This is a genomic window from Salegentibacter flavus, from assembly GCF_900115145.1.
Classification (GTDB): Bacteria; Bacteroidota; Bacteroidia; order Flavobacteriales; family Flavobacteriaceae; genus Salegentibacter; species Salegentibacter flavus.
Map to the genome: position 1 here is coordinate 81,066 of NZ_FOVL01000012.1, position 23,707 is coordinate 104,772.

The following is a 23,707-nucleotide window of genomic DNA, read 5'->3' on the forward strand; positions in this document are numbered from 1 at the left end:
GCAATTTGCGTCTACTTTTGTTAACAGTTAACACTTAAAACTAAACAATTGAATATGAAACATCTTAGCAAATTTTTAATGGCTGCTTTGTTGGTATTTGGATTTACTTCGGTAAATGCCCAGGACGCCAACAATCCTTGGTCCATTGGTCTTCAGACTAATGCAGTAGACTTCTATCCTACTGGTGAAGATGCTCCACTTGGAGGGACTTTCGACGATTATTTTAATGTAGGAGACCACTGGAATATTATTCCCGCCGTCTCAAGAATTTCTGTAGGACGCTACATCGGTAGCGGGTTTGTTTTTGACCTTGCAGGTTCTATCAATCAAATTGATAATTACGGAGACATGGGAGTTAGTAATCTTTCTTATTACTCCCTAGACGGATCCTTCAACTACAGCCTTCGAGCAATGTTAAACGATGGCTGGTTTGATCCGGTTATTGGTATTGGAGGTGGTTACACCCGTATTGGAGATTCAGGAGATATTCCAATCTCAGATATGAGCGCTGCTACTTTAAATGGTAAATTAGGAATTAACTTCTGGTTTAGCGATAACGTAGCTCTAACTGTTGAGTCAAATTACAAGCACGTATTTGACCCAGATTTGGCTACACACTTCCAACATGCGGCAGGTGTGAAGTTTATGTTTGGAGGTACTGACTCTGATGGCGATGGCATTTACGACAAAGACGACGAATGTCCTGAAACTCCAGGTCTTCTAGAATTCAACGGATGTCCAGATACTGATGGTGACGGCATTGAAGATAGAAGAGATGCTTGTCCTGATGTAGCTGGTCTTCCGGAATTTGACGGATGTCCTGATACCGATGGTGACGGAATCCCAGATCCTGAAGATGACTGTCCTGAAGTAGCAGGCCTTGCCGATCTTAACGGTTGTCCTGATGCCGATGGTGATGGCGTGCCAGATCATGAAGATGATTGTCCGGAAGAAGCTGGTCCAGCTGAAAATAATGGATGCCCTTATGAAGATCGTGATGGGGACGGAGTACTTGATAAAGACGATGAATGTCCAGATACTCCCGGAACCGTAGAAAACAACGGATGTCCAGAGCCGGATGTTGAAGTTATTTCTGAATTGAATGAGTACTCTAAAACTGTACTTTTCGATCTGAATAAAGCTTCTATCCGTTCTGACTCTGAAGAAGCACTTGAATCTATTGCCGACATCATGGAAGAGTATCCAAATACAATTTTCCACGTTGAAGGTCATACAGACAGTACCGGAAGTGATCAATATAACCTGCAACTCTCTAAAGAACGTGCAGCTTCAGTTAAAGAATGGTTACAAGAAGCCGGAATTCCAGCCAACAGATTAACTTCTGAAGGTTATGGCGAATCAAGACCAATCGCTACTAACAATACTGCTGCCGGAAGACAGGATAACAGACGTGTTGAAATCTCTTTAGACAAAGACAAAGAGATGAAAGATAAAGAGAATGAGTAGTATGTAAATTTGAAAATTCTTTTAGAAAAACGCCCCGATTAGTCGGGGCGTTTTTTATTTTTATAAAATGATTTCTTTTATATCGCAGATCCTTCAAAAGCTCTTAAAATCAGAAGAGAACATTTCAGAAACTATTTTTATTCTCCCCTCAAAAAGAGCCGGGAGTTTTTTGCTGAATGAACTTTCCAAATTAAATCAAAATCACCTTTTCGCTCCAAAGGTATACAGCATTGAGGAATTTGCTCAAATTATTTCAGGACTCCAGCCAATAGACAATACCATAAGTCTGTTTGAGTTCTATGAGGTTTACAGAAAGTTAACCCCTGAAGAACATCGTGAGGATTTTGAAACCTTCGCTACCTGGGCCCAAACCCTCATTCATGATTTTAACGAGCTCGACCGATACCTGATAGATCATAATAGCTTTTTTAATTACCTCTCAGGGATTCAGGATATAAACCATTGGTATCTTCAGAAGAAAAAAACTGAACTAATTAAAAATTACCTTAAGTTCTGGCAACAACTCCCTGGATATTATGAGCATCTAAAAGAAAGTCTGCTTAACAGAAAATTGGGCTATCAGGGTTTGATTTATAGAGAAGCCGCAGCCAACATAGTGGCTTATGCATCCTCGGTTTCCAAAAAACATGTTTTTATCGGTTTTAATGCGCTAAATAACGCCGAGCAAGATATCATTCAATATCTGTTGGAGAAAAAGAAAGCAGAGATTCACTGGGACCTGGATGAAAGCTTTCTGAAAGACAAAGAGCATTCGGCTTCCATCTTTATCAATCAATATCTCAAAGAATGGCGGGTTTATAAGGATCAGGATTTTACCCCGGGAGTAGATGAGTATTGCAAAGAGAAGCAAATCGAATTAATTGGGGTGCCTAAAAATATCGGGCAGGCAAAATACCTGGGAGAACTCCTTTCAGGGTTTGAAGAAAGTCAGCTGGAAAATACCGCAGTAGTACTGGGCGAGGAAGATCTTCTCCTGCCTGTTTTAAACAGTTTGCCACCAAACATCCAGGATCTGAATATTACTATGGGATTTCCCCTTAAAAATGCGGCATTGAGTTCCCTGTTCGACAATATTTTTCACATCCATCTTAATGCCACATCGGGATTCTATTACAAAGATGTGATCTCTATTATCAATCATCCTGCCCTGCATAGTCTTCTGAAACCTGCCGCCGATGATTTTTCGATCAGGATCAAAAAAGAGAACTCAGTCTATATCGCTTCAGAAGAAATCATTAAAAACTTCCCTGAAGTTAACCAGCCGATAATCAAAGCTTGTTTTGAAGAAGTAAATAATATACCAGAAAAACTCATTGCCAATTTTCATATCCTCACCCAGGAGATCAAGGATTTCTACAGAAAACAGGAAAACAGGCTCGGACTCGAATTTCTGTATCAATTCCACGTTCTTTTTAACAAGCTTGAAAACCTCAACACCACTTATCCGCACATTAAAAGTTTAAAATCTCTTCAGGGTTTTTACAAGGAAATAATGACTACGCAGAGCCTGGATTTCCAGGGTAAACCCTTTAAAGGTCTTCAACTTATGGGAATGCTGGAATCCCGTGCCCTCGATTTCGAAACCGTGATCATTACCTCGGTGAATGAGGGGATTTTGCCTTCGGGAAAATCGAATAATTCCTTTTTACCTTTTGACCTGAAAAAGGCGTATAATTTACCTACTTACAGTGAAAAGAATGCAGTTTACACCTATCACTTCTACCGACTTCTCCAAAGAGCAAAAAAGGTTTATTTACTCTACAATACAGAACCAGACGGAATGAATACCGGTGAGAAAAGTCGGTTTATCACACAATTGGAAGTAGAAAAACGTCCTAAGCATAAACTGATAAAAAAACTCATAAGTCCAAAAGTACCCGCTCTTACTTCGGGTCTGAAGGAGGTTAAAAAAACTCCCGAAGTAATTGAAAAACTTAGGGAGTTAGCTGCCTCCGGGTTTTCACCTTCGGCGCTTACCACCTACATCAGGAATCCTATAGATTTTTATTACCGCTATGTGCTTGGGGTTAAAGACAGCGACAATGTAGAAGAAACCGTAGCTTATAATACGCTTGGTACGGTTATTCATGATAGCCTGGAAACATTATATAAGCCCCTGGAAGGAAAAAATCTAACCCAAAATGATATCCTGCAGTTTAAAAAACGAATTCCGGAGGAGATCAGCCTTCAGTTTAAAAAAACTTACACCTCGGCTCCTATGAACCGTGGAAAGAACCTTCTTATCTTTGAAGTGGCAAAACGCTACTTGCAAAATTTCCTTCAGCAGGAATTAAACCGAATAAAAAACGGTGATGAAGTTAGAATCCTGATGATCGAGAAAAACCTCAAAACTCAAATTAAGATCGAGGCATTAGATTTTCCGGTTTATATTAGAGGAAAAGTAGACCGACTCGAGAATACTAACGGTATTACCAGAATTATTGACTATAAAACCGGCAAGGTTCAACAGGCTCAACTTAAAATTGTAGATTGGGACCTACTGGCCTCAGATTATGATAAGTACAGTAAAAGTTTTCAGGTGCTTACCTATGCCAGCCTTATTAAAAACAGCCTTGATTTAAGTCCACCCGTGGAGGCAGGAGTAATCTCCTTTAAGAATCTGCAGAACGGATTTTTAAAATTTACCAAGAATGAAAAGGCGAATCAAAGAGGCGGAGGAAAAACCGAACTGGATTCTGAAATAATGGAAGCATTTCAGACCGAATTAAAGAAATTAATTGCCGAAATTTGTGACCCAAATAAGGCATTTATCGAAAAAGAAATCAAAAATGGAAATTACTAAAGAAACCAACCTTCAGATAGAAGGAAAACACAATAAACCCATACTCGCAGACATTTATTTTAACACTGAAGATAAGCCAAAACCTGTCATCATATTTTGCCACGGTTACAAAGGCTTTAAAGACTGGGGTGCCTGGGATAAAATGGCCGAATTCTATGCCGAAAAAGGCTATTTCTTCGTGAAATTCAATTTTAGTCATAACGGGACCTCTCCCGAAAATCTAACTGAATTCCCTAACATTGAAGCCTTTGGTGATAATAATTATACCAAAGAACTGGATGATCTGCAATCGGTTATAGACTGGCTTCTATTACCAAATTTTCCACACCTTGCCCAGGTAGATCCTTCCGATATGAGTCTTATTGGCCATTCCAGGGGCGGAGGGATTACGATTATCAAGGCTGCTGAAGAAAAAAGGATTACTAAGCTAATTACTCTGGCTGCCGTAAGCGATTTTGCGTCGAGATTCCCTAAAGGGAAAGAACTGGAAGCCTGGGAGAAAAAAGGAGTGCAGTATATCACAAATACCCGTACCAAACAACAATTACCTCATCACTACCAGTTTTACCGGAATTTCAGGGAGAATAAGGAAAGACTTAATATTCAGAAAACGGCCAAAAAGCTTGAAATTCCACATTTTATTGCTCACGGGAGTAACGATACTACCGTTTCCATTGCTGACGCTGGAAATCTATTTGAATGGAGTCCCGCTTCAAAATTACTGCTGGTAGAAGGCGCCAATCACACCTTTGGTATCTCACATCCATGGAAGAAAGATGAATTAACCCGGGAATTTCAGCACGTTCTGAATGAAAGCCTGGATTTCCTTCATGCCGATGCCCAGGAGCTATTCGATGAATACCTGGAACTTGACGAAAATGACTAATCTCTTCGGAAGTAAATAAATTCCAGACCACCCTAAAATCGGGTGGTTTTTTATTATTTTGAGATAAGAAAAGTCTTAAAGCAAAAAAACCACCGCGAACGGTGGTTTTTGGTGGAGAATATCGGAGTCGAACCGATGACCTCCTGCGTGCAAGGCAGGCGCTCTAGCCAGCTGAGCTAATCCCCCAATTTGGAAAGGCAAATGTAATAATTTTCTGTAAATTCCAACAAAGAACTTTTAATTAATATTTCTGAAGAAAAATGATTAGGAAAGCTAGCCTGAAGGACCTCAACGAAATCAAAAAACTCACCGAAGCCTGTGCTGAAGCCCTTCAGCAACAAAATATTTATCAATGGAACGAAAATTATCCCAGCCGTGAAAAGCTTGAAAATGATATAAAACGGGAAGAATTATTTGTTTATAAGCATAAAAACAGGATAATCGCCATTATAGTCCTCACACCAAAAATGGATAAAGTTTACCGAAATATTAATTGGCTTACTGAAACGGGGAATAATTTATATGTTCATCGCCTGGCCACACATCCAGATTTCTGGGGCCAGAGATACGCCAGAAAAATGATGGATTTTGCAGAAGATTTCGCCAAAACAGGAAATTTCATTTCCATAAGGCTGGATACCTTCAGCCAAAACAAACGCAACCAAAAATTTTACGAAGCCCGGGCTTATCAAAAACTTGGCGATGTTTATTTTCCACATAAAAACGACCAGCCTTTTCATTGTTATGAGCTGGTTCTATAACACAAAAAGCCCTTCCTTTCCGAAGAAAAGAAGGGCTTTCAATAATTACTGAATAGTTTAACTTTCCCACTCAGCGATCCCGCCTTTTGCCGAATCTACTTTTATGGAATAATTTCTACCTCCAGAGATGATCCAGCGAACTTTCACTGTCTCCATCCCAGGAATATTTTTCACCTTTATGGTTTCAGGATTTACCTCCTGCTCTTCCACCTTATTAAAATCTTCATCATTTACCACCATCCCGGCAAGCACTTTCGCTACTGAAATACTTATATAGTCGGGGCGCTCGATTTTATACTTCAAATCCTGGCTTGAATGGGTAGGCATTAATCTTTCATTGTAAATTGTTGCGGTAACCTGCTTTAGACCACCTCCAAGGTTCTCCTCTTTAACATCAGAGATACTTAGTTTGGGGGTGTGGTAAGCATGGTAAATACTAAAAGCCATATTGCGGTGAGCATCCTGCTCCAGGAGAAATCCCGGATGCGCCCTGCCAAAGTTCTTTTTGAATCCGCCAATTTCAATTTTACCATATTGTGGATGGTCATATTCATCCCAATCTACAAACGCATCCCCGAAGGTAAGGTAACGGTCTACTTTCAATTCCTCATCCTGATTCCCACGTCCCTTGTTTTCGTGAAAATAAAGGTAGGAAACCATTAATTCATTAGAGTAAGTATAAACGCCTCTTCCACCGTAAAACCAGTCCAGTTCTCCTCCAAAAACGGAATAAAGATCCTTGTAAACCACCAGGTAACGATAACCCGGGATCATTTCCTCTCCTTTTTTAGCAATTTCATCATAGATCGCTACGTCCTCACTATTATAGGTTTCAGCATCTTCTTCGGCTCCGGGCCCGCGAAGGATCATTCCTCCATAGTTATGATAACTCTGAGCTCCTGCAATATTTGGATGCTTCATTACAAATTCCATTACCGCCCTGTTCTCCGGAAGGCTAAAGGGATATTTATAAGCCCCGCGTTGTATATAATCAGGCTGCCATTTCCAGCCCCAGTCACGGTTAGGGTCGTAATAGCCAATCCCGTCTTCATTCACTTCGCCGTCGCCATCTGTGTCAATCCCTTCATAACCCAGCATTTCATATTCCCCTTTTTCTTCTGCAGCTACTCTTATAAGCTTTCGATCATCCAATGGGTCTTTGATATACCTGCCGGTTGGAGATTTTCTAATCATCATCGTGATATGATTATCTTCATTAATATCATCGAACCCATCTTCTCCGGCCTTGCCGTCACCATCATTATCCAGAACGATCATCCCTGAGCGGGGAGAATGCGGAGTATTGGGTTGATTCATATAGTCATTCCGGGCATCTGGGTTGATACTGGGGTTTATATAAAACGTCTTGTCTTCCAAAAGTTCCTTTATGAAATCAAGTTCATCAAACATTTCGGTGAGGTACCAGGCCGTGTATAAGGAAAATTCGGTTCCCTGAATTTCATTGGAGTGAATATTTCCATCTATGTACATTGCCGGTTTTTTACTCGGGTCGCCGGTATTGAAATCTGAAATTGTGAGCACATAAATATCACGGCCTTCATAAGATTTTCCAATGCTTTCCATTTTAGCTAATTCAGGATAGGCTTTGGCTATTTTCTCCATTATATCAACCATCCCCTCGTAAGTATAATACCTGTTCCAGCTAACCTGCACCTCGGGTTGATGCGGTGTTCCTATTGCCCTGAAGAATTTTTCCTGGGCGTCGGCAGGAGCAATATTCAGCAGAAAACTTAAAATTGCCAGCAGGACTGTATTTTGTATATATTTTGAATTCATTTCTCTAAAATTAAAGTTTTACATTACTCTCCACAAACCCGGTATGAGGTGCGCCAATTCTTATGTTTGCCGTGCCGCTGCCTTTTACGATCCAGGATAGCGTTTTCTTTTCATAGGCTTCCAGCTTGTCTACCAGTTTAATAGTATTTCCTGCCAGAATATCCTTTTTATCCTTGCTCAATCTTATTTGTAGCTTCTGAAGCCAGCGGGATTTTCCACCGAGTTCAGAATGTGTAGGTAAAGGGGAGTTATTGAAAAGGTCTACGGTAACTCTTGTAAGTCTGCCCCCTAGCTTCTCGGTTCTAAGATTATGCAATTCCAGTTTTGGTTGTATTTCAGCCAGTTTAATGATAAAATCTGTATGACTGGAAGCGATACTATCGGTCATTTGGTAGGGCAGATTGGTCATCGCAAAAGGCTTTATTCCTCCAACTTCAACCTTTTGGTTGGGAAAGTCAGGATGTTCTACTTCAGTCCACGGAAGAAATACATTGTCTACTCCTTCTTTTTCTGCCCAGGCAAGGAAGTTTGTTTCCGCGGTTGGTTTAATATCACCATTGGAAACCGAATCGGTTTGTGAACCATTTTCTGTTTTCTCTTCTTTCATATCCGGCACCCACCAACCCGGAGTACTAAAACTAAGTCTTCCGAAGTGAAAATAAGCCCACTGGAAGAAATCCCCGTCTGTCCCCTGATTATCCTGCTTGTAGGCCTCATAAGGTATGGTTTCATTATACATTTCAGAGATCATTTCATTGAGCTTAACATCCTTTTCCAACATCGAGGTAACCACACGTTTTTCGGCTTCAGGTTTATTGAATTTTAAAGGGGCACTTAAATTATTCGCGGGTCCAAATGTCACAAAGGCAAAAATATTCCAGTGCTCAAATAAATAATCCAGAAGGGCACGGCTTTCTGGTTGAGAAACCGGAAAATCGCTGGCATAAGCTTCAAAATAGGGGAATTTATAAGTAAGACTTTTATTGAAGGCTATGCCCTCTTCGGGATCTTCATTGAATTTTTCGTCCTTATCATTATCAAGCCCTTCTGAGTACAGCATATAACGCTTTTCATTCCTTTTAGCCTTTTCGTCGGCTTTTACAAGCACACGACTATCGCTTTGATGCGGCACATAATCTCCCATTGGGCTTTCCACCCGAAGCTTTGAAATCCACCCGTCATTGTTCAGATCTTCATAAGGGTCTTCACTAACCTCTCCATCACGGTCCTGATCGATTTTTGCTGAATTTCCCCTGCGTTCATATCTCATATCGCTGAAATACTGCGCATAGGCATCGGGCGACATATTCGGAAAAACATAAAAAGTAGTTTGGTCTAAAATTTCTGAATGCTCCTGAAGTATTTTTTCTGAAATCTGTAATGCGAGTTCCACGCTTAACAGGTGAAAGCCTTCCACACCCCCGGTGATCGCAATGGCAGGTTTATTTTCCATATCTCCTTTTCCCAATTGAAGAGCCCAAATATCCTGGCCTCCTTCGGTTTTGGTAAGCGAAATAAGTTTTGCATTTGCAGAGTTTGCCATTTGTTTCAGGCGTTGTTCCACCTGGCGATTAGTAGGGTAATCTTGCTGGGCATAGCTGCTAAAAGACAAAAATATACTTAACAGCAACAAGCAGGGTAATTTTAAATTCATAAGCTTTTATTGATTTTATAAAATAATTCTCTCAAAAATAGGACTATAATTATGCGAAGTGGTTTAATTTTAAAATTTTTATTCCTGAAAATCCCGCAAACAAGGCTGGATCTTATTTTTATATTTGCGTTCTCTTGGAAGCATCAATAAGTTTTAAAAATATAAATCGCATAGCAATTCCGGCTATCATCGCGGGAATTGCAGAACCGCTCATTTCCTTAACCGATATCGCGATAATAGGGAATGTAGAGGAAAATCCTGTAGAGGCATTAGCTGCTGCCGGGATAGTAGGATCCTTTCTTTCGGCGATCATTTGGATAGTCGCCCAAACCAAAACCGCAATTTCAGCCATCGTTTCTCAACATCTGGGCGCAAACCGGTTACACGCGGTAAAAACGCTTATTCCGCAGGCTATTTATTTCAATTTCGCCTTTAGCCTGGTGATTTATTTCACCACTGCCTTTTTTGCCGAAGCCATCTTTAGCGCTTATAATGCCGAAGGACTTATCCTCAGTTATTCTGAAGAATATTATAAGATAAGAGCATTAGGTTATCCGCTCACCCTGGTAACTTTTGCTATTTTCGGAGTTTTTCGAGGTCTTCAAAATACTTTATGGGCAATGAAATGCAGCCTTGCGGGGGCTGCAGTTAATGTAGGACTCGATTTTCTCCTGGTTTACGGCATAGACGGCCTTATTCCTGCCATGCATCTAAAAGGTGCAGCATACGCCAGCCTTGCTGCTCAGGCTACAATGCTGATTATGGCTTTATGGTTTTTCTTTAAGAAAACACCTTTTCATCTAAAGCTGAGTTTTAACATCAATCCCCGACTAAAAGGTCTGCTTCTAATGGCGGCCAACCTTTTTGTTCGTACCGCTGCACTTAATTTCGCGATCTACCTGGCCAATGCGTACGCTACTGACTACGGAAAAAATTATATCGCCGCACAAAGTATCCTGATGAATATCTGGTTGTTCTTCAGCTTCTTTATTGATGGTTATGCCAATGCCGGAAACGCCATAGGCGGAAAACTTCTGGGAGCCCGCGATTATAAAAGCCTGTGGGAACTCAGTAAAAAGATCAGTAAATACTCCATTTTCATCGCTTTAATCCTGATGGCGATCTGTGCCTTATTTTATACAGAAATAGGATTGATATTCAACAAAGAAGCTGCCGTTCTGGCCCTGTTCTCTTCGGTATTCTGGATCGTATTATTGATGCAACCGGTGAATGCCATCGCTTTTATGTTTGATGGGATCTTTAAAGGTCTTGGGGAAGCCAAATATCTTCGGAATCTACTACTCGTGGCAACTTTTCTGGGCTTCACACCTACTCTCTTGATTTCAGACTACTTCGGGTTGCAACTTTACGGTATATGGATCGCGTTTTTTGTATGGATGCTCATAAGAAGCAGCGCCCTGGTGATCAAATTCCGAAGAAAATACCTGCATAAAGAAGTATGACGCATCAGTGGGTAGGTGCAGTTTGCAGCCCCTATTAATTAATGCTGGAATGAAATTAATTTTCTGAGCCACTAATTCACGAATATAGACTCTGCGGGCTTTGCGCTAGGACTTTGCGAACTTAGCGTGAAACAGGAACCACGATGGTTTTTTGGCCCTTGCACAAATCTGCCATTAACTATGACTTTCCCTCTGCTTCCATTGGAATTATAAAATTTGCCCAAAGCTTACTGTTTCAGTTTTAAACTTTCTAAATTTGAATATTACCCAACCAAAAAGTAAATTATGTCCACCACACCCGAAAACGGAAGTTTATATACTAAAATCGAAAACGGAATTGCTCACCTCGAATTCGGGCATCCGGCAAGTAACTCTTTCCCTTCAGTGCTTTTAGAAAGACTGGAAAAGGAAATTGAGAAACTATCTGATGACGAAAATGTGAATGTTATCCTTTTAAAATCGGAAGGAGAAAAAGCCTTTTGCGCAGGGGCCTCTTTTGATGAACTAGTCGCCATAGAAACAATGCAGGCCGGGAAGTTGTTTTTCTCCGGATTCGCCAATGTCATCAATGCAATGCGAAAATGCAAAAAACTTATAGTTGGGCGCGTTCAGGGCAAGACCGTAGGAGGTGGCGTTGGACTCGTGGCAGCTTGCGACTACGCTATGGCTACTGATGCGGCCGCAATTAAACTTTCTGAATTGAGCATAGGGATTGGTCCCTTCGTGATCGCTCCGGCGGTAGAACGAAAAATGGGAGTAGATGCGCTAGCCGAACTCAGCCTTGCGGCCCACGAATGGAAAAACGCTTATTGGGCCAAAGAAAAAGGCCTTTATGCCCGGGTTTTTGAATCGATAAAAGACCTTGATAAGGAGATTGAAATTTTCACCGAAAAACTTGCCTCATATAATCCCGAGGCTTTGTTTGAGATGAAACAGATCCTATGGAAAGACACTTCTCACTGGGAAGAATTATTATTCGAAAGGGCGGCAATTTCCGGGGAATTGGTGTTATCTGATTTTACTAAAAACGCCTTGTCAAAATTTAAAAAATGACCGGTTTTCCCTTAATTTTTCTGTATCTTAATAAAAATTGAAGATTATGAGCCTATTTCAGGAACATCTGCCAAAAGACCGACCGGCAAGCCGCGAAGAAGAATGGGGTTTTACCCTCTGGGAATTTATTGCCGATAACTGGCTTTATTTAATTATTATCCTGCTAATCCTCGGGATTTTTCTATATGCCCGTATAAGCTGGAGAAAACGCCAGAATAGAAACAAACAAAACTAATGAGCGAAGATACCTGGGAAATATTCAGTTTTCTAAGCGGAATGGGTTTCTGGCTGATTCTTGCTGTAGTTTTAATTGTTGTAGTGATTTACAGCAGATATAAAAAATAAGTTAGCGCGTTTTTAACCAACCTGTAATACTGAGCCTGGTAGTATTCACCGGCTTCACCTCATGTTCCAGTACCTGACTCTCAAAGATCACCACCCTGCCCGGCAATGGATAGATACTTTTTGCAATTTCCTTTCCGTCCTCTTCTGTATAAATTACCAGTTCTCCACCATTTTCCGGTTTCCAGTCTTCATCGTTCAGATAACAAACCAATGAAAGTTTTCGCCTAGCGTCGTTTTGAAAGGTATCCAGGTGGCGTTTATAGAAAGTACCTTTTGGATACAGCGCATAATGAAATTCTTTAGTCAGAATTCCGAGAAAGCAGGTTTTATTGAGATAAGCTACAAGAGAATTGATCTTATCAAAAAAATATTTCTCAGCCGGGCCTGCTTCGGCTTCGTTAAGCCAGAGGATAAAATCTCCCCGCACCGATTTAGCGATCACTTCATTAACTTTATTCCCAATGGCGGCCTTTTTAAATTCATCCTCCTTGTATTTTTGCTTCAGGGAATCGCGCAGAGCGGCCACCTCTTCAGCATTAAAAAAGTTATCGGCGATGCAATATTGCTTCTCTACCAGTTCAGTAATTATTTCTTCGTAGTAAGGATTTTCTTTGAATTCTAATTGTTCAAAGAGTTCATTATTGGCCTTTTCCATAGTGACAAAAATTTTGCAAATATACTTCGGAAACAGAATTATTTCAGGAAAAAATTCAGACGTTAAAAATCCTGTATCTTTGCCTAAAATTTACTTTTATGAGTAAGATACGTATTACAAAGCAATTCAATTTTGAAACCGGTCACGCCCTATATGGATACGATGGAAAATGCCGGAACGTGCACGGTCACAGCTATAAACTCAATGTTACTGTTATTGGAGAGCCAATTTCTGATAAAAATGATGTGAAATTCGGAATGGTGATAGATTTTGGTGATCTAAAGAAGATCGTAAAATCTGAAATTGTAGATAAATTCGATCACGCAACGGTATTCAATAAAAATACCCCTCATATTGAACTGGCACAGGAACTCATGAACCGTGATCATCACGTTATCCTGGTAGAATATCAACCCACCAGCGAAAATATGGTAATAGATTTTGCTGAAAAGATCAAGAAACACCTTCCAGGGCATATTCAGCTACATTCTTTAAAACTACAGGAAACCGAATCCAGTTTTGCCGAGTGGTATGCAAGCGATCAGGACTCCCATTAAACACACACTACCTTCTGAAAGGAGTTCTAAACTTACGAAGTCAATTGAGACGGAAGGATTAAGGTCTTCTGCTAAAATATTTATATTTACAGCTTAGAATAATAACCTATGACCATCCCGCAGGGCAAAAAGATCTATTTTTCAAGCGATAACCACTTAGGTGCCCCCACTGCTTCTGAAAGCAGACCACGGGAAGTACGATTTGTAAAATGGTTGGATGAAATAAAAGATGATGCGGCCGCAATCTTTCTATTAGGCGATCTTTTTGATTTTTGGTTCGAATACAAACACGCGGTTCCGAAAGGATTTGTAAGGGTTTTAGGGAAATTGGCAGAAATAAAGGACAGCGGAATTCCAGTGTATTTCTTTGTTGGAAACCACGATTTGTGGATGAAAGATTATTTTGAAGAAGAATTGAATATTCCTGTTTACCACAAACCCAAAGAATTTGAATTCAATAATAAAACATTCCTTATTGGCCATGGCGATGGCCTTGGGCCAGGCGATCACGGTTATAAACGAATGAAAAAGGTATTTACCAATCCGTTTTCAAAGTGGCTTTACCGTTGGCTTCATCCCGATTTAGGCATTCCTCTGGCACAGTATTTTTCAGTTAAAAACAAAGCGATATCAGGGGTAGAAGACCAGGAATTTTTGGGTGAAGAAGGAGAGTGGCTTATCCAGTATTGCCGCAGAAAGCTTGAGGAGAAACATTATGATTTTTTCCTGTTCGGGCACCGGCATTTGCCCCTCGATATTCAGCTTAATGAAAATTCCCGATACATCAACACCGGCGACTGGATCTCGCATTATACCTATGCCGAATTTGATGGAAACACTGTCAACCTGAAGAAACTGGATTCTTAATCTTCGGCGATATCACGCAGCTTTAATTGAAGCGACACATTCCCGTTCCATTCATTTTCATCCAGGCTATACACCGCTTTAAATTTCTTTCGGTCTCTTATCAGCTCAATTTTTCCCCCCAGGTTAAAGCCAATCACATCAAAAGTTGGTCCTGCTGGCAATTGAGTTACCGTGCATTTTAAATGTGCATCTTCGGCCCCAACACATTTCCCGTAACCGGTATCGATAAGGTCTCTGCTCATAAACACAGGACTCATATTCCCCGGCCCGAACGGAGCGAATTGTTTCAGGATCCGGTAAAATTTAGGAGTGATATCGCTAAATTGCAATTCGGCATCTATGCTAATTTCTGGAGTTAGCAGATGTTCTTCTATACTATCGGAAACCACCTCTTCAAATTTCCGTTTAAAGTTTTCATATTCTGAAGTTTCCAGGGTAAGGCCCGCTGCATATTTATGTCCTCCAAACTGTTCAATATGATCCTGGCAGGCTTCCAGGGCATTATAAACATCAAATCCTTTCACCGAACGCGCCGATGCTGCCAGTTTCCCACCGCTTTTGGTGAAAACCAGCGTGGGACGGTAATAGGTTTCTGTTAAACGGGAAGCTACAATTCCTATCACGCCTTTATGCCAGTTCTCATCATACACCACGGTGGTATAGCGTTCCTGCTCTTTTAATTCTTCAATCTGGACAAGCGCCTCTACGGTAATCGATTTGTCTGCATCCTTCCTATCGGAGTTAAATTTTTCTATTTCTGCCGCGAATTCAAGGGCGATAGCTTCATCTTCTTCGGTAAGCAGGTTCACAGCGTGTAATCCGTGTTTCATTCTTCCGGCGGCATTAATCCGCGGGGCAAGGATAAAAACTACATCGCTAATACTGATCTTTTTCTTTTTTACCTGATCCAATATTGATTTGAAACCGATTCTGGGCGCAATATTTATCACCCTTAGCCCGTGGTAAGCCAGCACCCGGTTTTCTCCGGTAATAGGAACAATATCTGCCCCAATGGCGGTGGCAACCAGATCGAGATATGGCAATAAAACATCTATAGGATCTCCCCGTTCTGAAGACAATGCCTGAATTAATTTAAATCCCACGCCGCAACCGCATAATTCTTTATAGGGATATTCACAATCTTCTCTCTTAGGGTCTAAAACAGCAACAGCTTTTGGTATTTCAACGCCGGGACGGTGATGATCACAGATGATGAATTCGACACCTTTTTCGGTTGCATATGCGACTTTCTCAATAGCTTTGATTCCGCAATCCAGAGCGATGATCAGGGAAATATCGTTATCGGCCGCGAAATCTATCCCCTGGTAAGAAATTCCATAGCCCTCGCCATACCTGTCTGGAATATAATTGGCGACATTGGGCGTGAGGGTTTTGAGATATGAAGACATCAACGCGACACTGGTGGTACCATCCACATCGTAATCGCCGTAAACCATAATATTTTCGCCGGCTGCAATGGCTTTTTCAATACGGTTTACAGCAAGATCCATATCTTTCATTAAATAGGGATCGTGCAAATCGTCCAGGCTGGGCCGAAAAAACTTTTTAGCAGCTTCAAATGTATCAATACCCCTTTGCACCAGGAGAGATGCTATTGGTTTATCCACCCCCAATTGCAGGGAAAGCAGAGAAACGGTTTCAGAATCGGGTTTAGGTTTAAGCGTCCAGCGCATATGCTTGAAAATTTATGCAAAAATAACAATGTGAGCCTAAGTTTTGGGAAAGGACCTGATTACTTCAGGAATAAACCAATTTAAAATATTTTGTCTTAATTCCTTTCAGAATAAAGATTTTTATGGTTTTCCCCCAACCACGATCACTATTTCACCTTTGGGCGGCTTTTGCGTATAATGCTGAATCACTTCTGAAGCTGTCCCGCGAATTGTCTCTTCGTGAAGCTTGGTAATCTCTCTGGAAACCGAGACAGGCCGTTCTGGGCCAAAATATTCTACAAAATGCTGAAGGGTTTTCAGCAGTTTATGCGGAGATTCATAAAAAATCATCGTTCTGGATTCTTCGGCGAGAAATTTCAGCCTTGTTTGCCTGCCTTTTTTCACCGGAAGAAAACCTTCGAAGATGAATTTATCGTTGGGAAAACCGCTGTTCACCAATGCCGGAACAAAGGCTGTAGCTCCTGGCAAGCAGTCTACCTCAACACCGGCTTCCACACAGGCACGGGTTAACAAAAAACCCGGATCTGAAATAGCCGGAGTGCCCGCGTCACTAATTAACGCAATAGTGTCACCATTTTTAATGCGTTGCACAATTCCCTCAACCGTCTTATGCTCATTATGCATATGATGGCTCTGCATGTGTGTTTTGATCTCAAAATGTTTCAGGAGTTTCCCGCTGTTTCGGGTGTCTTCGGCAAGAATAAGATCTACTTCTTTCAAAATACGAACAGCCCTGAAGGTGATATCCTCCAGGTTACCTATTGGAGTAGGCACCAAATAAAGTTTTCCCATAAATTACGCCGGCTACTATCTGTATTTATTTTCGATCTTTTCCATGAACCGCTGCTCATAAACTTCTTTACCTTCCCAATGATTGTAATCGGGTTTTACGATCTTCTCTATGAATTTTTTTGCTTCATTGGGATCGTCAATGGTATTCAACTGGGAGAGTACACGATTATAATCGGCGGTGTTGCCGTCAAATAAATGTTTAATAAAAGAGAGTCTTTCGTTAAGACCAATATTAATTCCCTTCTTCAACCTGTCGTTAACAGATTTAGGGCGGTTCTCTTTTTGCCGGTTGTTAAGAGGTTCAAAATTTGGAAGGTTATCATAATCAACTCCTATATCGCGGAAATCCTTTTTTGGCTCAGGGATTTGTTTTTTAGCAGGTGGTGCACTTCTCTGCTCAGGTTGCTTTGGTGGTTCTGCCTGTTTTGTCTCAGAAGCTTGCTGAGACCTCCCCATCTGGCCAAAAAGTTCATCTACCTTTTCAGTCTCTGGCGGCATTTGAGCCACGATATCTTTAATTTTTTCGGTATTAGGTTCGGTAATGGCATCAGCATCTTCACGGTATTCGGTCCCATCGGGAGCGTAATCATCACGATCAGATTTTGCCGGTTCTTTTTTCTTTTTCGGTTTTTCTATACTGAGGGTTTCAGTGGCTTCGGGAGCCTCAAATGCGTGAAGATTCTGCTCGGTAAAGTTCAGTATAGAAAGTTGCTCATAAAGAGTCGCAGCTTTTAGCTTAAGCGCTTTCGTATCCAGATTTTCTTTTTCAGAAATTATTTCTTCAGCGAGTTTCACCAACTCTTTCTTAAGTCTGTTTTTCATTTTCATACAATTTTTATGAACCCCATATTTTTAAGCCTAAAAAGATTTTAACCTTTTTCCTGCAAAAAAGATGCCCATCCCGGCATTAATAACTTTAGAAATTAGCATCGGGCAATGGCTTGTATTTTTAATAAATTTGTTCCACCTTTATCGAAAAGGGCTAATTCCTGTTTCGATTTGAAAATTACAAAATGTTTCTCGAAAATACAGTAAATCACGAAGAGCAATTTGGCTGGATTGAGGTTATTTGCGGTAGCATGTTCTCGGGCAAGACCGAAGAACTCATCCGAAGACTCAAGCGGGCACAGTTTGCCCGTCAAAAAGTAGAGATCTTTAAACCCGCCATAGATAGACGTTACGACGAGGAGATGGTGGTCTCTCACGATGCCAACGAAATTCGCTCCACTCCGGTGCCTTCAGCATCCAATATCCCTATCCTTGCCGATGGCTGCGATGTTATTGGTATAGACGAAGCCCAGTTTTTTGACGATGAGATTGTGAGTGTTTGTAATGATCTTGCCAACCGTGGAATTCGGGTTATTGTCGCCGGTCTGGATATGGATTTTAAAGGAAATCCTTTCGGGCCAATGCCTTTTTTAATGGCTACGGCAGAATATGTTACCAAAGTGCACGCCGTGTGTACCCGCACGGGAAATCTTGCCCAGTTTAGTTACCGGAAAGCGATTAACGACGAGCTTGTCTTCCTTGGAGAAACCGAAGAATATGAGCCTTTAAGCCGGGCCGCATATTACAAGGCTATGCTCAAGGAACGCGTGAAAAAGCTGGATGTAAAAGAAGCAGAAGAACTGGATCCCAACCTAAAAGAAAAGAATGCCTGAAGCCCGCGAGACGCAACTTGAAATAGATCTTGGGGCTTTAGCCCATAACTACAAATTCATAAGGTCTAAAATTTCTCCGGAAGTTAAATTTATGTCAGTGATCAAGGCATACGCCTACGGAAATGATTCTGTTGAGATCGCCAGGAAACTGGAAGAACTCGGTACCGATTATTTTGCGGTAGCTTATACCGATGAAGGCATCAGATTGCGAAAAGCGGGAATTAGCAAACCTATCTTAATCCTGCACCCACAACCGGTAAATTATCCTGAAATCATAGAACATTGCCTGGAACCTAATTTGTACAGTGCAAGAACGCTTCAGCTTTTTACAGACCTTGCCGAGAAGATGAATCAGGAAAACTATCCTGTCCATATTAAGTTCAATACAGGAATGAATCGTCTGGGTTTTACAGAGAAGAATTTCGAAGAAATTCCTAAAAAGCTAAAAACAACCGGGGCGGTGAAAGTAGCTTCGGCTTTTTCTCATCTCGCGGCGAGTGAAGACTGGCAGGAAAGGGATTTTACTTTACACCAAATTCATCGCTTTCAGAAATTAGCCGAAAATCTATTAGACCACCTGGATTATCGTCCAATCTTCCATATCTGTAATACCTCTGCGATCTTTAATTATCCCGAAGCCGGTTTCGATATGGTTCGGAGCGGGCTGGGATTATATGGTTTTTCGAACGATGCTAACCTGGACAAAAACCTAAAGCCAGTTGGCACCCTTAAAACGGTGATTTCTCAAATTCAGGATTTGGAGGAAGGAGATACTGTTGGTTATAGTCGTGCTTTTAAGGCTGAAAAAGCGACCAGAACGGCAACGCTTCCTATTGGCCACGCCGACGGAATTAATCGCATTTACGGCCATGAAAAAGCCGGTGTTTTCGTTAATGGTGAATATGCGCCAATTGTGGGAAATGTATGTATGGATATCATTATGATAGACGTCACTAATATTAACTGCAAGGAAGGTGACGAGGTCATTATTTTTGGCGGCCCCCAACACGTAACACAACTTGCCGGAGCTGGCGGAACCATTTCTTACGAACTTATTACCGGAATTTCCCAACGGGTAAAACGTGTAATTATTCAGTAATTTTATATTCAGAATAAATTATTTTTAAATTTTGTGTAAATTGGATTAGTTATAACTAATCCAATCAAAATGAGTTTTCTTAAAGATTTCAAGGCTTTTATGCTGAAAGGCGATATTATAGCCCTGGCGACCGCTGTAGTAATCGGTGCCGCCTTTAACAAAATTGTAGCTTCTGTTGTTGCAGATGTGATTATGCCAATTATTGGTTTATTAACCGGAGGCACAGATTTCACTCAAAAATTTATCTCGCTGGACGGTCAGAAATATGAAAGCCTGGAAGCCGCATTAGAAGCTGAAGCGGCAATTTTAACCTATGGGAATCTTATCGATGCCATTATCCACTTTGTAATAGTTGCTTTTTTTATATTTTTGTTGCTACGGGCTTATGAAAAGACCAAAAAAGAAAAAGAGGCACCAAAATTAGTGGAACCAAAAGGTCCAAGTCAGGAAGATTTGCTTACTCAAATTAGAGATGAGCTAAAAAAACAAAATAAAACTCCATAGTGAGTTAAAAATACGAGCACCGCTTATACTGCTCATTTTATGTAAATCGTAATTTAACTAAACCCCACAGGAAACTGTGGGGTCTTTTTTTAACCAAAAAGGCGAATTGGTTCAAAAACCATAATTCTTTCCAATTTTAAGCCCTGAGACTGGGTAAGTTAAACCCGGTACAATAAATTTGCGGCTGGTTTTTTAGAACGGTAAATGGATTTCCGCCTTCGCGGAAATGACTAAAATAAATAAAGTTTTCCGCCGAAGTTTATGCTGAGCGTAGTCGGAGTACGGAAATAACTAAATAATAAAAAGTTTCCCGCCTCCGCGGGAAAGACTAAATTTTTAGATTATGAGAATAGCAGTGGTAGGCGCTACCGGGATGGTAGGCCAGGTAATGTTACAGGTTTTGGCAGAAAGAAATTTTCCGGTAACCGAATTATACCCGGTGGCTTCAGAAAGGTCAGTTGGGAAAAAGATCAATTTCCAGGGAAAAGACTATAAAGTTATCGGGCTTCAGGAAGCCGTAGATATTAAACCCGATATAGCTTTGTTTTCTGCCGGTGGGGATACTTCTCTGGAGTGGGCCCCAAAATTTGCAGAAAATGGTACTACAGTAGTAGATAATTCTTCGGCCTGGAGAATGGATGAAACCAAAAAACTAATCATTCCCGAAATAAACGCTTCAGAATTAACCAAAGAAGACAAGATCATCGCCAACCCTAACTGTTCTACCATACAGTTGTTAATGGCGTTAAAACCGCTACACGATGCTTTTAAAATCAAACGGGTAATCGTTTCTACCTACCAGTCAATTACCGGAACCGGCATAAAAGCCGTGGAACAACTGGAAAATGAATACAAAGGCGAAAAAGGAGAAATGGCCTATCCTTATCCTATCCATAAAAATGCGTTGCCGCATTGCGATGTGTTTGAGGAAAATGGATACACCAAAGAAGAGATGAAACTCACCAAAGAAACCAAAAAGATCCTTGCCGACAATTCGGTTTTGGTAAGCGCTACCACAATTAGGATTCCGGTGGTTGGGGGACATTCAGAATCTGTAAATGTTGAATTTGAAAACGAGTTTGATGAAGCTGAAGTTAGAAAAATTCTTAGCCAGTTTCCCGGGGTAACTGTGCAGGACAACCCTGATACTAACACTTATCCAATGCCTATTTACGCTGAAGGAAAAGACGATGTTTTTGTAGGAAGAATTCGCAGAGACTATTCCCAGCCTAGAAGTTTAAATATGTGGGTGGTAGCCGATAACCTTAGAAAAGGTGCAGCCACAAATACGATACAAATCGCTGAATATCTTATGGCGAACAAGCTGGTTTAAGCACAGTATTAGTTTCAACATAAAAATGCCTGTAAAAATGTGACTTACAGGCATTTTTTATATTATTTTTAGGCAACCTAAATTTTTATTTTATGAAAAGAACATTCTCCGGAATTTTTGCCCTCGCCATTCTGGCCTCCTGTAACGATTCCGAAACCGAAAAAGAAATCAGTTTGAATTATCCTGAAACCAAAAAAGTAGATACAGTAACCAATTATTTTGGAACCGAAGTAAAAGATCCCTACCGCTGGCTGGAAGACGACCGGAGTGAGGAAACCGAAGAATGGGTGGAAGCCCAAAATGAAGTAACATTCGGTTATCTTGAAAAAATTCCATTTCGAAAAGACCTGGAAGAAAGGCTTACTGAAATCTGGAATTATGAGAAAATAAGCGCTCCCAGAAAAGAAGGAGATTACATCTATTTTTCTAAAAATGACGGACTTCAAAACCAGTATGTAGTCTATAGAAAAAAGGGCGAAGATGGTGAAACCGAAGTTTTCCTGGATCCCAATAAATTCAGTGAAGACGGTACGACATCTCTGGCCGGACTAAGTTTTTCTGACAACGGAAAAAAAGCGGCCTATGCCATTTCTGAAGGCGGGAGCGACTGGAGAAAAATTATCGTGATAGATGCTGAAACCAAAGAGATTGTAGAAGACACCATTCAGGATGTGAAATTCAGCGGAATCTCCTGGAAAGAAAACGATGGGTTCTATTATTCCAGTTACGAGAAGCCTGAAGGCAGTGAGCTTTCAGCAAAAACTGATCAGCATAGGTTATTTTATCATAAACTTGGTACTACTCAGGGCGAAGATGAAGTGATTTTTGGGGATACAGAAAAACAAAAGCACCGCTATGTAGGTGGAAGCGTTTCGGAAGACAACCGTTTTCTCTTCATTTCAGCCAGGAATTCAACTTCCGGAGGGAAACTTTATATGATGGATCTTCAGAAAGAAAATCCTGAACTGGTTACTATCTTAGACCATGAAGATACCGACACTAACGTGATGGACAACGATGGCAGCAAGTTGATTATCGTGACTAATATGGACGCTCCTAATAATCGCATTGTGACCGTGGATGCTTCCAATCCTTCACCGGAAAACTGGAAAGACATTATTCCCGAAACCGAAAACGTGCTTAGTCCCTCCACAGCAGGTGGCTATATCTTTGCCGAATATATGGTTGATGCCATTTCACAGGTAAAACAATATGATTACAACGGCGAGCTGGTAAGAGAGATCGAACTTCCTGGAATAGGCTCAGCCGGAGGATTTGGTGCCAAAAAGGAAGAGGATGAGCTTTATTATTCCTTTACCAATTATGTAACTCCGGGGACCATCTATAAATTAGATATTGAGCAGGGCACTTCTGAGGTGTATAACAAGCCTGCGATTAAGTTTAATCCTGAAAATTTTGAAAGCAAGCAGGTATTCTATAACTCTAAAGACGGCACCAAAGTGCCTATGATCATTACCCACAAGAAAGGGCTTGAGCTTGATGGTAAGAACCCAACCATGCTTTATGGCTATGGAGGTTTCAATATTAGTTTGACCCCTTCTTTTAGTACAGCGAATGCGGTTTGGCTGGAACAGGGCGGCGTTTATGCCGTTCCAAACCTTAGAGGAGGTGGCGAATACGGAAAAGAATGGCACGATGCAGGTATTAAACTGAAGAAGCAAAACGTTTTTGATGATTTTATCGCTGCCGCGGAATACCTAATCGAGCAAAATTATACTTCCAGCGATTACCTGGCCATTCGTGGAGCATCAAACGGTGGACTTTTAGTTGGCGCTACAATGACCCAACGTCCTGAATTGATGAAAGTGGCATTGCCTGCCGTAGGTGTTATGGATATGCTGCGTTACCACACCTTTACCGCTGGTGCAGGTTGGGCCTATGATTACGGTACTTCTGAAGATAATGAAGAAATGTTTAAATACCTGCATGGTTATTCACCGGTTCATAATATTAAAGAAGGTATTGAATATCCGGCTACTTTAGTTACTACAGGTGATCACGATGATCGCGTGGTGCCCGCACATTCCTTTAAATTCGCCGCCGAATTACAGGAGAAGCAAGCCGGGAACAATCCTGTTTTGATTAGAATCGAGACCAAAGCCGGTCACGGTGCCGGAAAACCCACGAAAATGATTATAGAGGAATATGCCGATGTTTTTGGATTTACCCTTTATAATATGGGTTATGAAGCTTTGCCCAACGAAATTGATGAGATTAAAGGCTAATCAAAAGACTATATTTTTTACAACCGTCGGCACTAACCCTGCCGGCGGT

The 23,707-nt window shown here is 41.0% G+C and carries 20 protein-coding genes and 1 tRNA gene; 14 read left to right on the top strand and 7 right to left on the bottom strand.

Annotation, left to right across the window (positions count from 1 at the left end):
- Positions 1-54 precede the first annotated feature (54 nt).
- The 3 genes from BM266_RS10540 (at position 55) to BM266_RS10550 (ending at position 5,177) form a co-directional block, all read left to right on the top strand.
- Positions 55-1,467 carry an OmpA family protein gene (locus BM266_RS10540; protein WP_093409307.1) on the top strand — a complete coding sequence of 471 codons (1,413 nt, stop codon included), beginning with the start codon at positions 55-57 and terminating at the stop codon, positions 1,465-1,467.
- A 67-nt stretch (positions 1,468-1,534) separates the two neighbouring features.
- Entirely contained in the window at positions 1,535-4,291 is a 2,757-nt protein-coding gene (locus BM266_RS10545) for a PD-(D/E)XK nuclease family protein (RefSeq protein ID WP_093409309.1), read from the top strand.
- Positions 4,278-5,177, top strand: a complete 900-nt coding sequence (locus tag BM266_RS10550; protein WP_093409312.1) for an alpha/beta hydrolase family protein — start codon at positions 4,278-4,280, stop codon at positions 5,175-5,177. The genes BM266_RS10545 and BM266_RS10550 overlap by 14 nt, the downstream gene beginning before the upstream one ends.
- Positions 5,178-5,286: 109 nt before the next feature.
- Here the strand turns inward: BM266_RS10550 and BM266_RS10555 are convergent.
- Positions 5,287-5,363 (bottom strand) — tRNA-Ala (locus BM266_RS10555).
- Between the two features lie 74 nt (positions 5,364-5,437).
- Here BM266_RS10555 and BM266_RS10560 point away from each other — a divergent pair.
- Complete coding sequence (locus tag BM266_RS10560) at positions 5,438-5,938, top strand: GNAT family N-acetyltransferase (RefSeq protein ID WP_093409315.1); 501 nt, start codon at positions 5,438-5,440, stop codon at positions 5,936-5,938.
- Between the two features lie 57 nt (positions 5,939-5,995).
- Here BM266_RS10560 and BM266_RS10565 read toward each other — a convergent pair whose 3' ends face one another.
- Together BM266_RS10565 and BM266_RS10570 are read right to left on the bottom strand one after the other, a co-directional pair.
- Positions 5,996-7,735, bottom strand: a complete 1,740-nt coding sequence (locus tag BM266_RS10565; RefSeq protein ID WP_093409317.1) for a M14 family metallopeptidase — start codon at positions 7,733-7,735, stop codon at positions 5,996-5,998.
- Between the two features lie 10 nt (positions 7,736-7,745).
- Positions 7,746-9,389 carry a M14 family metallopeptidase gene (locus BM266_RS10570; protein ID WP_093409320.1) on the bottom strand — a complete coding sequence of 548 codons (1,644 nt, stop codon included), beginning with the start codon at positions 9,387-9,389 and terminating at the stop codon, positions 7,746-7,748.
- Between the two features lie 134 nt (positions 9,390-9,523).
- On the opposite strand from BM266_RS10570, the gene BM266_RS10575 reads away from it, so the two are divergent.
- The 3 genes from BM266_RS10575 (at position 9,524) to BM266_RS10585 (ending at position 12,140) form a co-directional block, all read left to right on the top strand.
- Positions 9,524-10,852, top strand: a complete 1,329-nt coding sequence (locus BM266_RS10575) for an MATE family efflux transporter (protein WP_093409322.1) — start codon at positions 9,524-9,526, stop codon at positions 10,850-10,852.
- 285 nt (positions 10,853-11,137) lie between these two features.
- Positions 11,138-11,905, top strand: a complete 768-nt coding sequence (locus BM266_RS10580) for an enoyl-CoA hydratase/isomerase family protein (protein WP_093409325.1) — start codon at positions 11,138-11,140, stop codon at positions 11,903-11,905.
- A gap of 46 nt (positions 11,906-11,951) precedes the next feature.
- Positions 11,952-12,140 carry a hypothetical protein gene (locus BM266_RS10585; RefSeq protein WP_093409327.1) on the top strand — a complete coding sequence of 63 codons (189 nt, stop codon included), beginning with the start codon at positions 11,952-11,954 and terminating at the stop codon, positions 12,138-12,140.
- Between the two features lie 111 nt (positions 12,141-12,251).
- Here the strand turns inward: BM266_RS10585 and BM266_RS10590 are convergent, their stop codons facing one another.
- On the bottom strand, positions 12,252-12,905 hold the full coding sequence (locus tag BM266_RS10590) for a 2OG-Fe(II) oxygenase (protein WP_093409331.1): 654 nt from the start codon (positions 12,903-12,905) through the stop codon (positions 12,252-12,254).
- A 98-nt stretch (positions 12,906-13,003) separates the two neighbouring features.
- Between BM266_RS10590 and BM266_RS10595 the strand changes: the two genes are divergently transcribed.
- The gene (locus BM266_RS10595; protein WP_093409335.1) at positions 13,004-13,462 is read left to right on the top strand and encodes a 6-pyruvoyl trahydropterin synthase family protein; all 459 of its coding nucleotides are present in this window, start codon (positions 13,004-13,006) and stop codon (positions 13,460-13,462) included.
- Positions 13,463-13,570: 108 nt separating this feature from the next.
- Positions 13,571-14,329, top strand: coding sequence for a UDP-2,3-diacylglucosamine diphosphatase (locus BM266_RS10600; protein WP_093409337.1), 759 nt, complete (start codon positions 13,571-13,573; stop codon positions 14,327-14,329).
- On the opposite strand, the gene recJ is transcribed toward BM266_RS10600, so the two are convergent.
- From recJ to BM266_RS10615, 3 genes are all read right to left on the bottom strand, one after another.
- Positions 14,326-16,023, bottom strand: coding sequence for a single-stranded-DNA-specific exonuclease RecJ (gene recJ, locus BM266_RS10605; protein WP_093409340.1), 1,698 nt, complete (start codon positions 16,021-16,023; stop codon positions 14,326-14,328). The genes BM266_RS10600 and recJ overlap by 4 nt on opposite strands.
- Positions 16,024-16,143: 120 nt before the next feature.
- Positions 16,144-16,815 (bottom strand): 16S rRNA (cytidine(1402)-2'-O)-methyltransferase, encoded by a 672-nt coding sequence (gene rsmI, locus BM266_RS10610; protein WP_093409342.1) that lies wholly within the window; start codon positions 16,813-16,815, stop codon positions 16,144-16,146.
- A gap of 15 nt (positions 16,816-16,830) precedes the next feature.
- Entirely contained in the window at positions 16,831-17,637 is an 807-nt protein-coding gene (locus BM266_RS10615; protein WP_093409419.1) for a hypothetical protein, read from the bottom strand.
- 191 nt (positions 17,638-17,828) lie between these two features.
- Between BM266_RS10615 and BM266_RS10620 the strand changes: the two genes are divergently transcribed.
- The 5 genes from BM266_RS10620 to BM266_RS10640 all read left to right on the top strand — a co-directional run bounded on the left by BM266_RS10620 (position 17,829) and on the right by BM266_RS10640 (position 23,658).
- A complete protein-coding gene (locus BM266_RS10620) occupies positions 17,829-18,476 on the top strand; it encodes a thymidine kinase (RefSeq protein ID WP_093409345.1) in 648 nt (215 codons plus the stop codon).
- On the top strand, positions 18,469-19,575 hold the full coding sequence (gene alr, locus BM266_RS10625; protein ID WP_093409347.1) for an alanine racemase: 1,107 nt from the start codon (positions 18,469-18,471) through the stop codon (positions 19,573-19,575). The genes BM266_RS10620 and alr overlap by 8 nt, the downstream gene beginning before the upstream one ends.
- A 69-nt stretch (positions 19,576-19,644) precedes the next feature.
- A complete protein-coding gene (gene mscL / locus BM266_RS10630) occupies positions 19,645-20,079 on the top strand; it encodes a large conductance mechanosensitive channel protein MscL (protein ID WP_093409350.1) in 435 nt (144 codons plus the stop codon).
- Between the two features lie 343 nt (positions 20,080-20,422).
- Positions 20,423-21,412: an aspartate-semialdehyde dehydrogenase gene (locus BM266_RS10635; protein WP_093409352.1), complete on the top strand. Its 990-nt coding sequence runs from the start codon at positions 20,423-20,425 to the stop codon at positions 21,410-21,412.
- Between the two features lie 92 nt (positions 21,413-21,504).
- Positions 21,505-23,658, top strand: coding sequence for a prolyl oligopeptidase family serine peptidase (locus tag BM266_RS10640; protein WP_093409355.1), 2,154 nt, complete (start codon positions 21,505-21,507; stop codon positions 23,656-23,658).
- Positions 23,659-23,707: the final 49 nt, after the last annotated feature.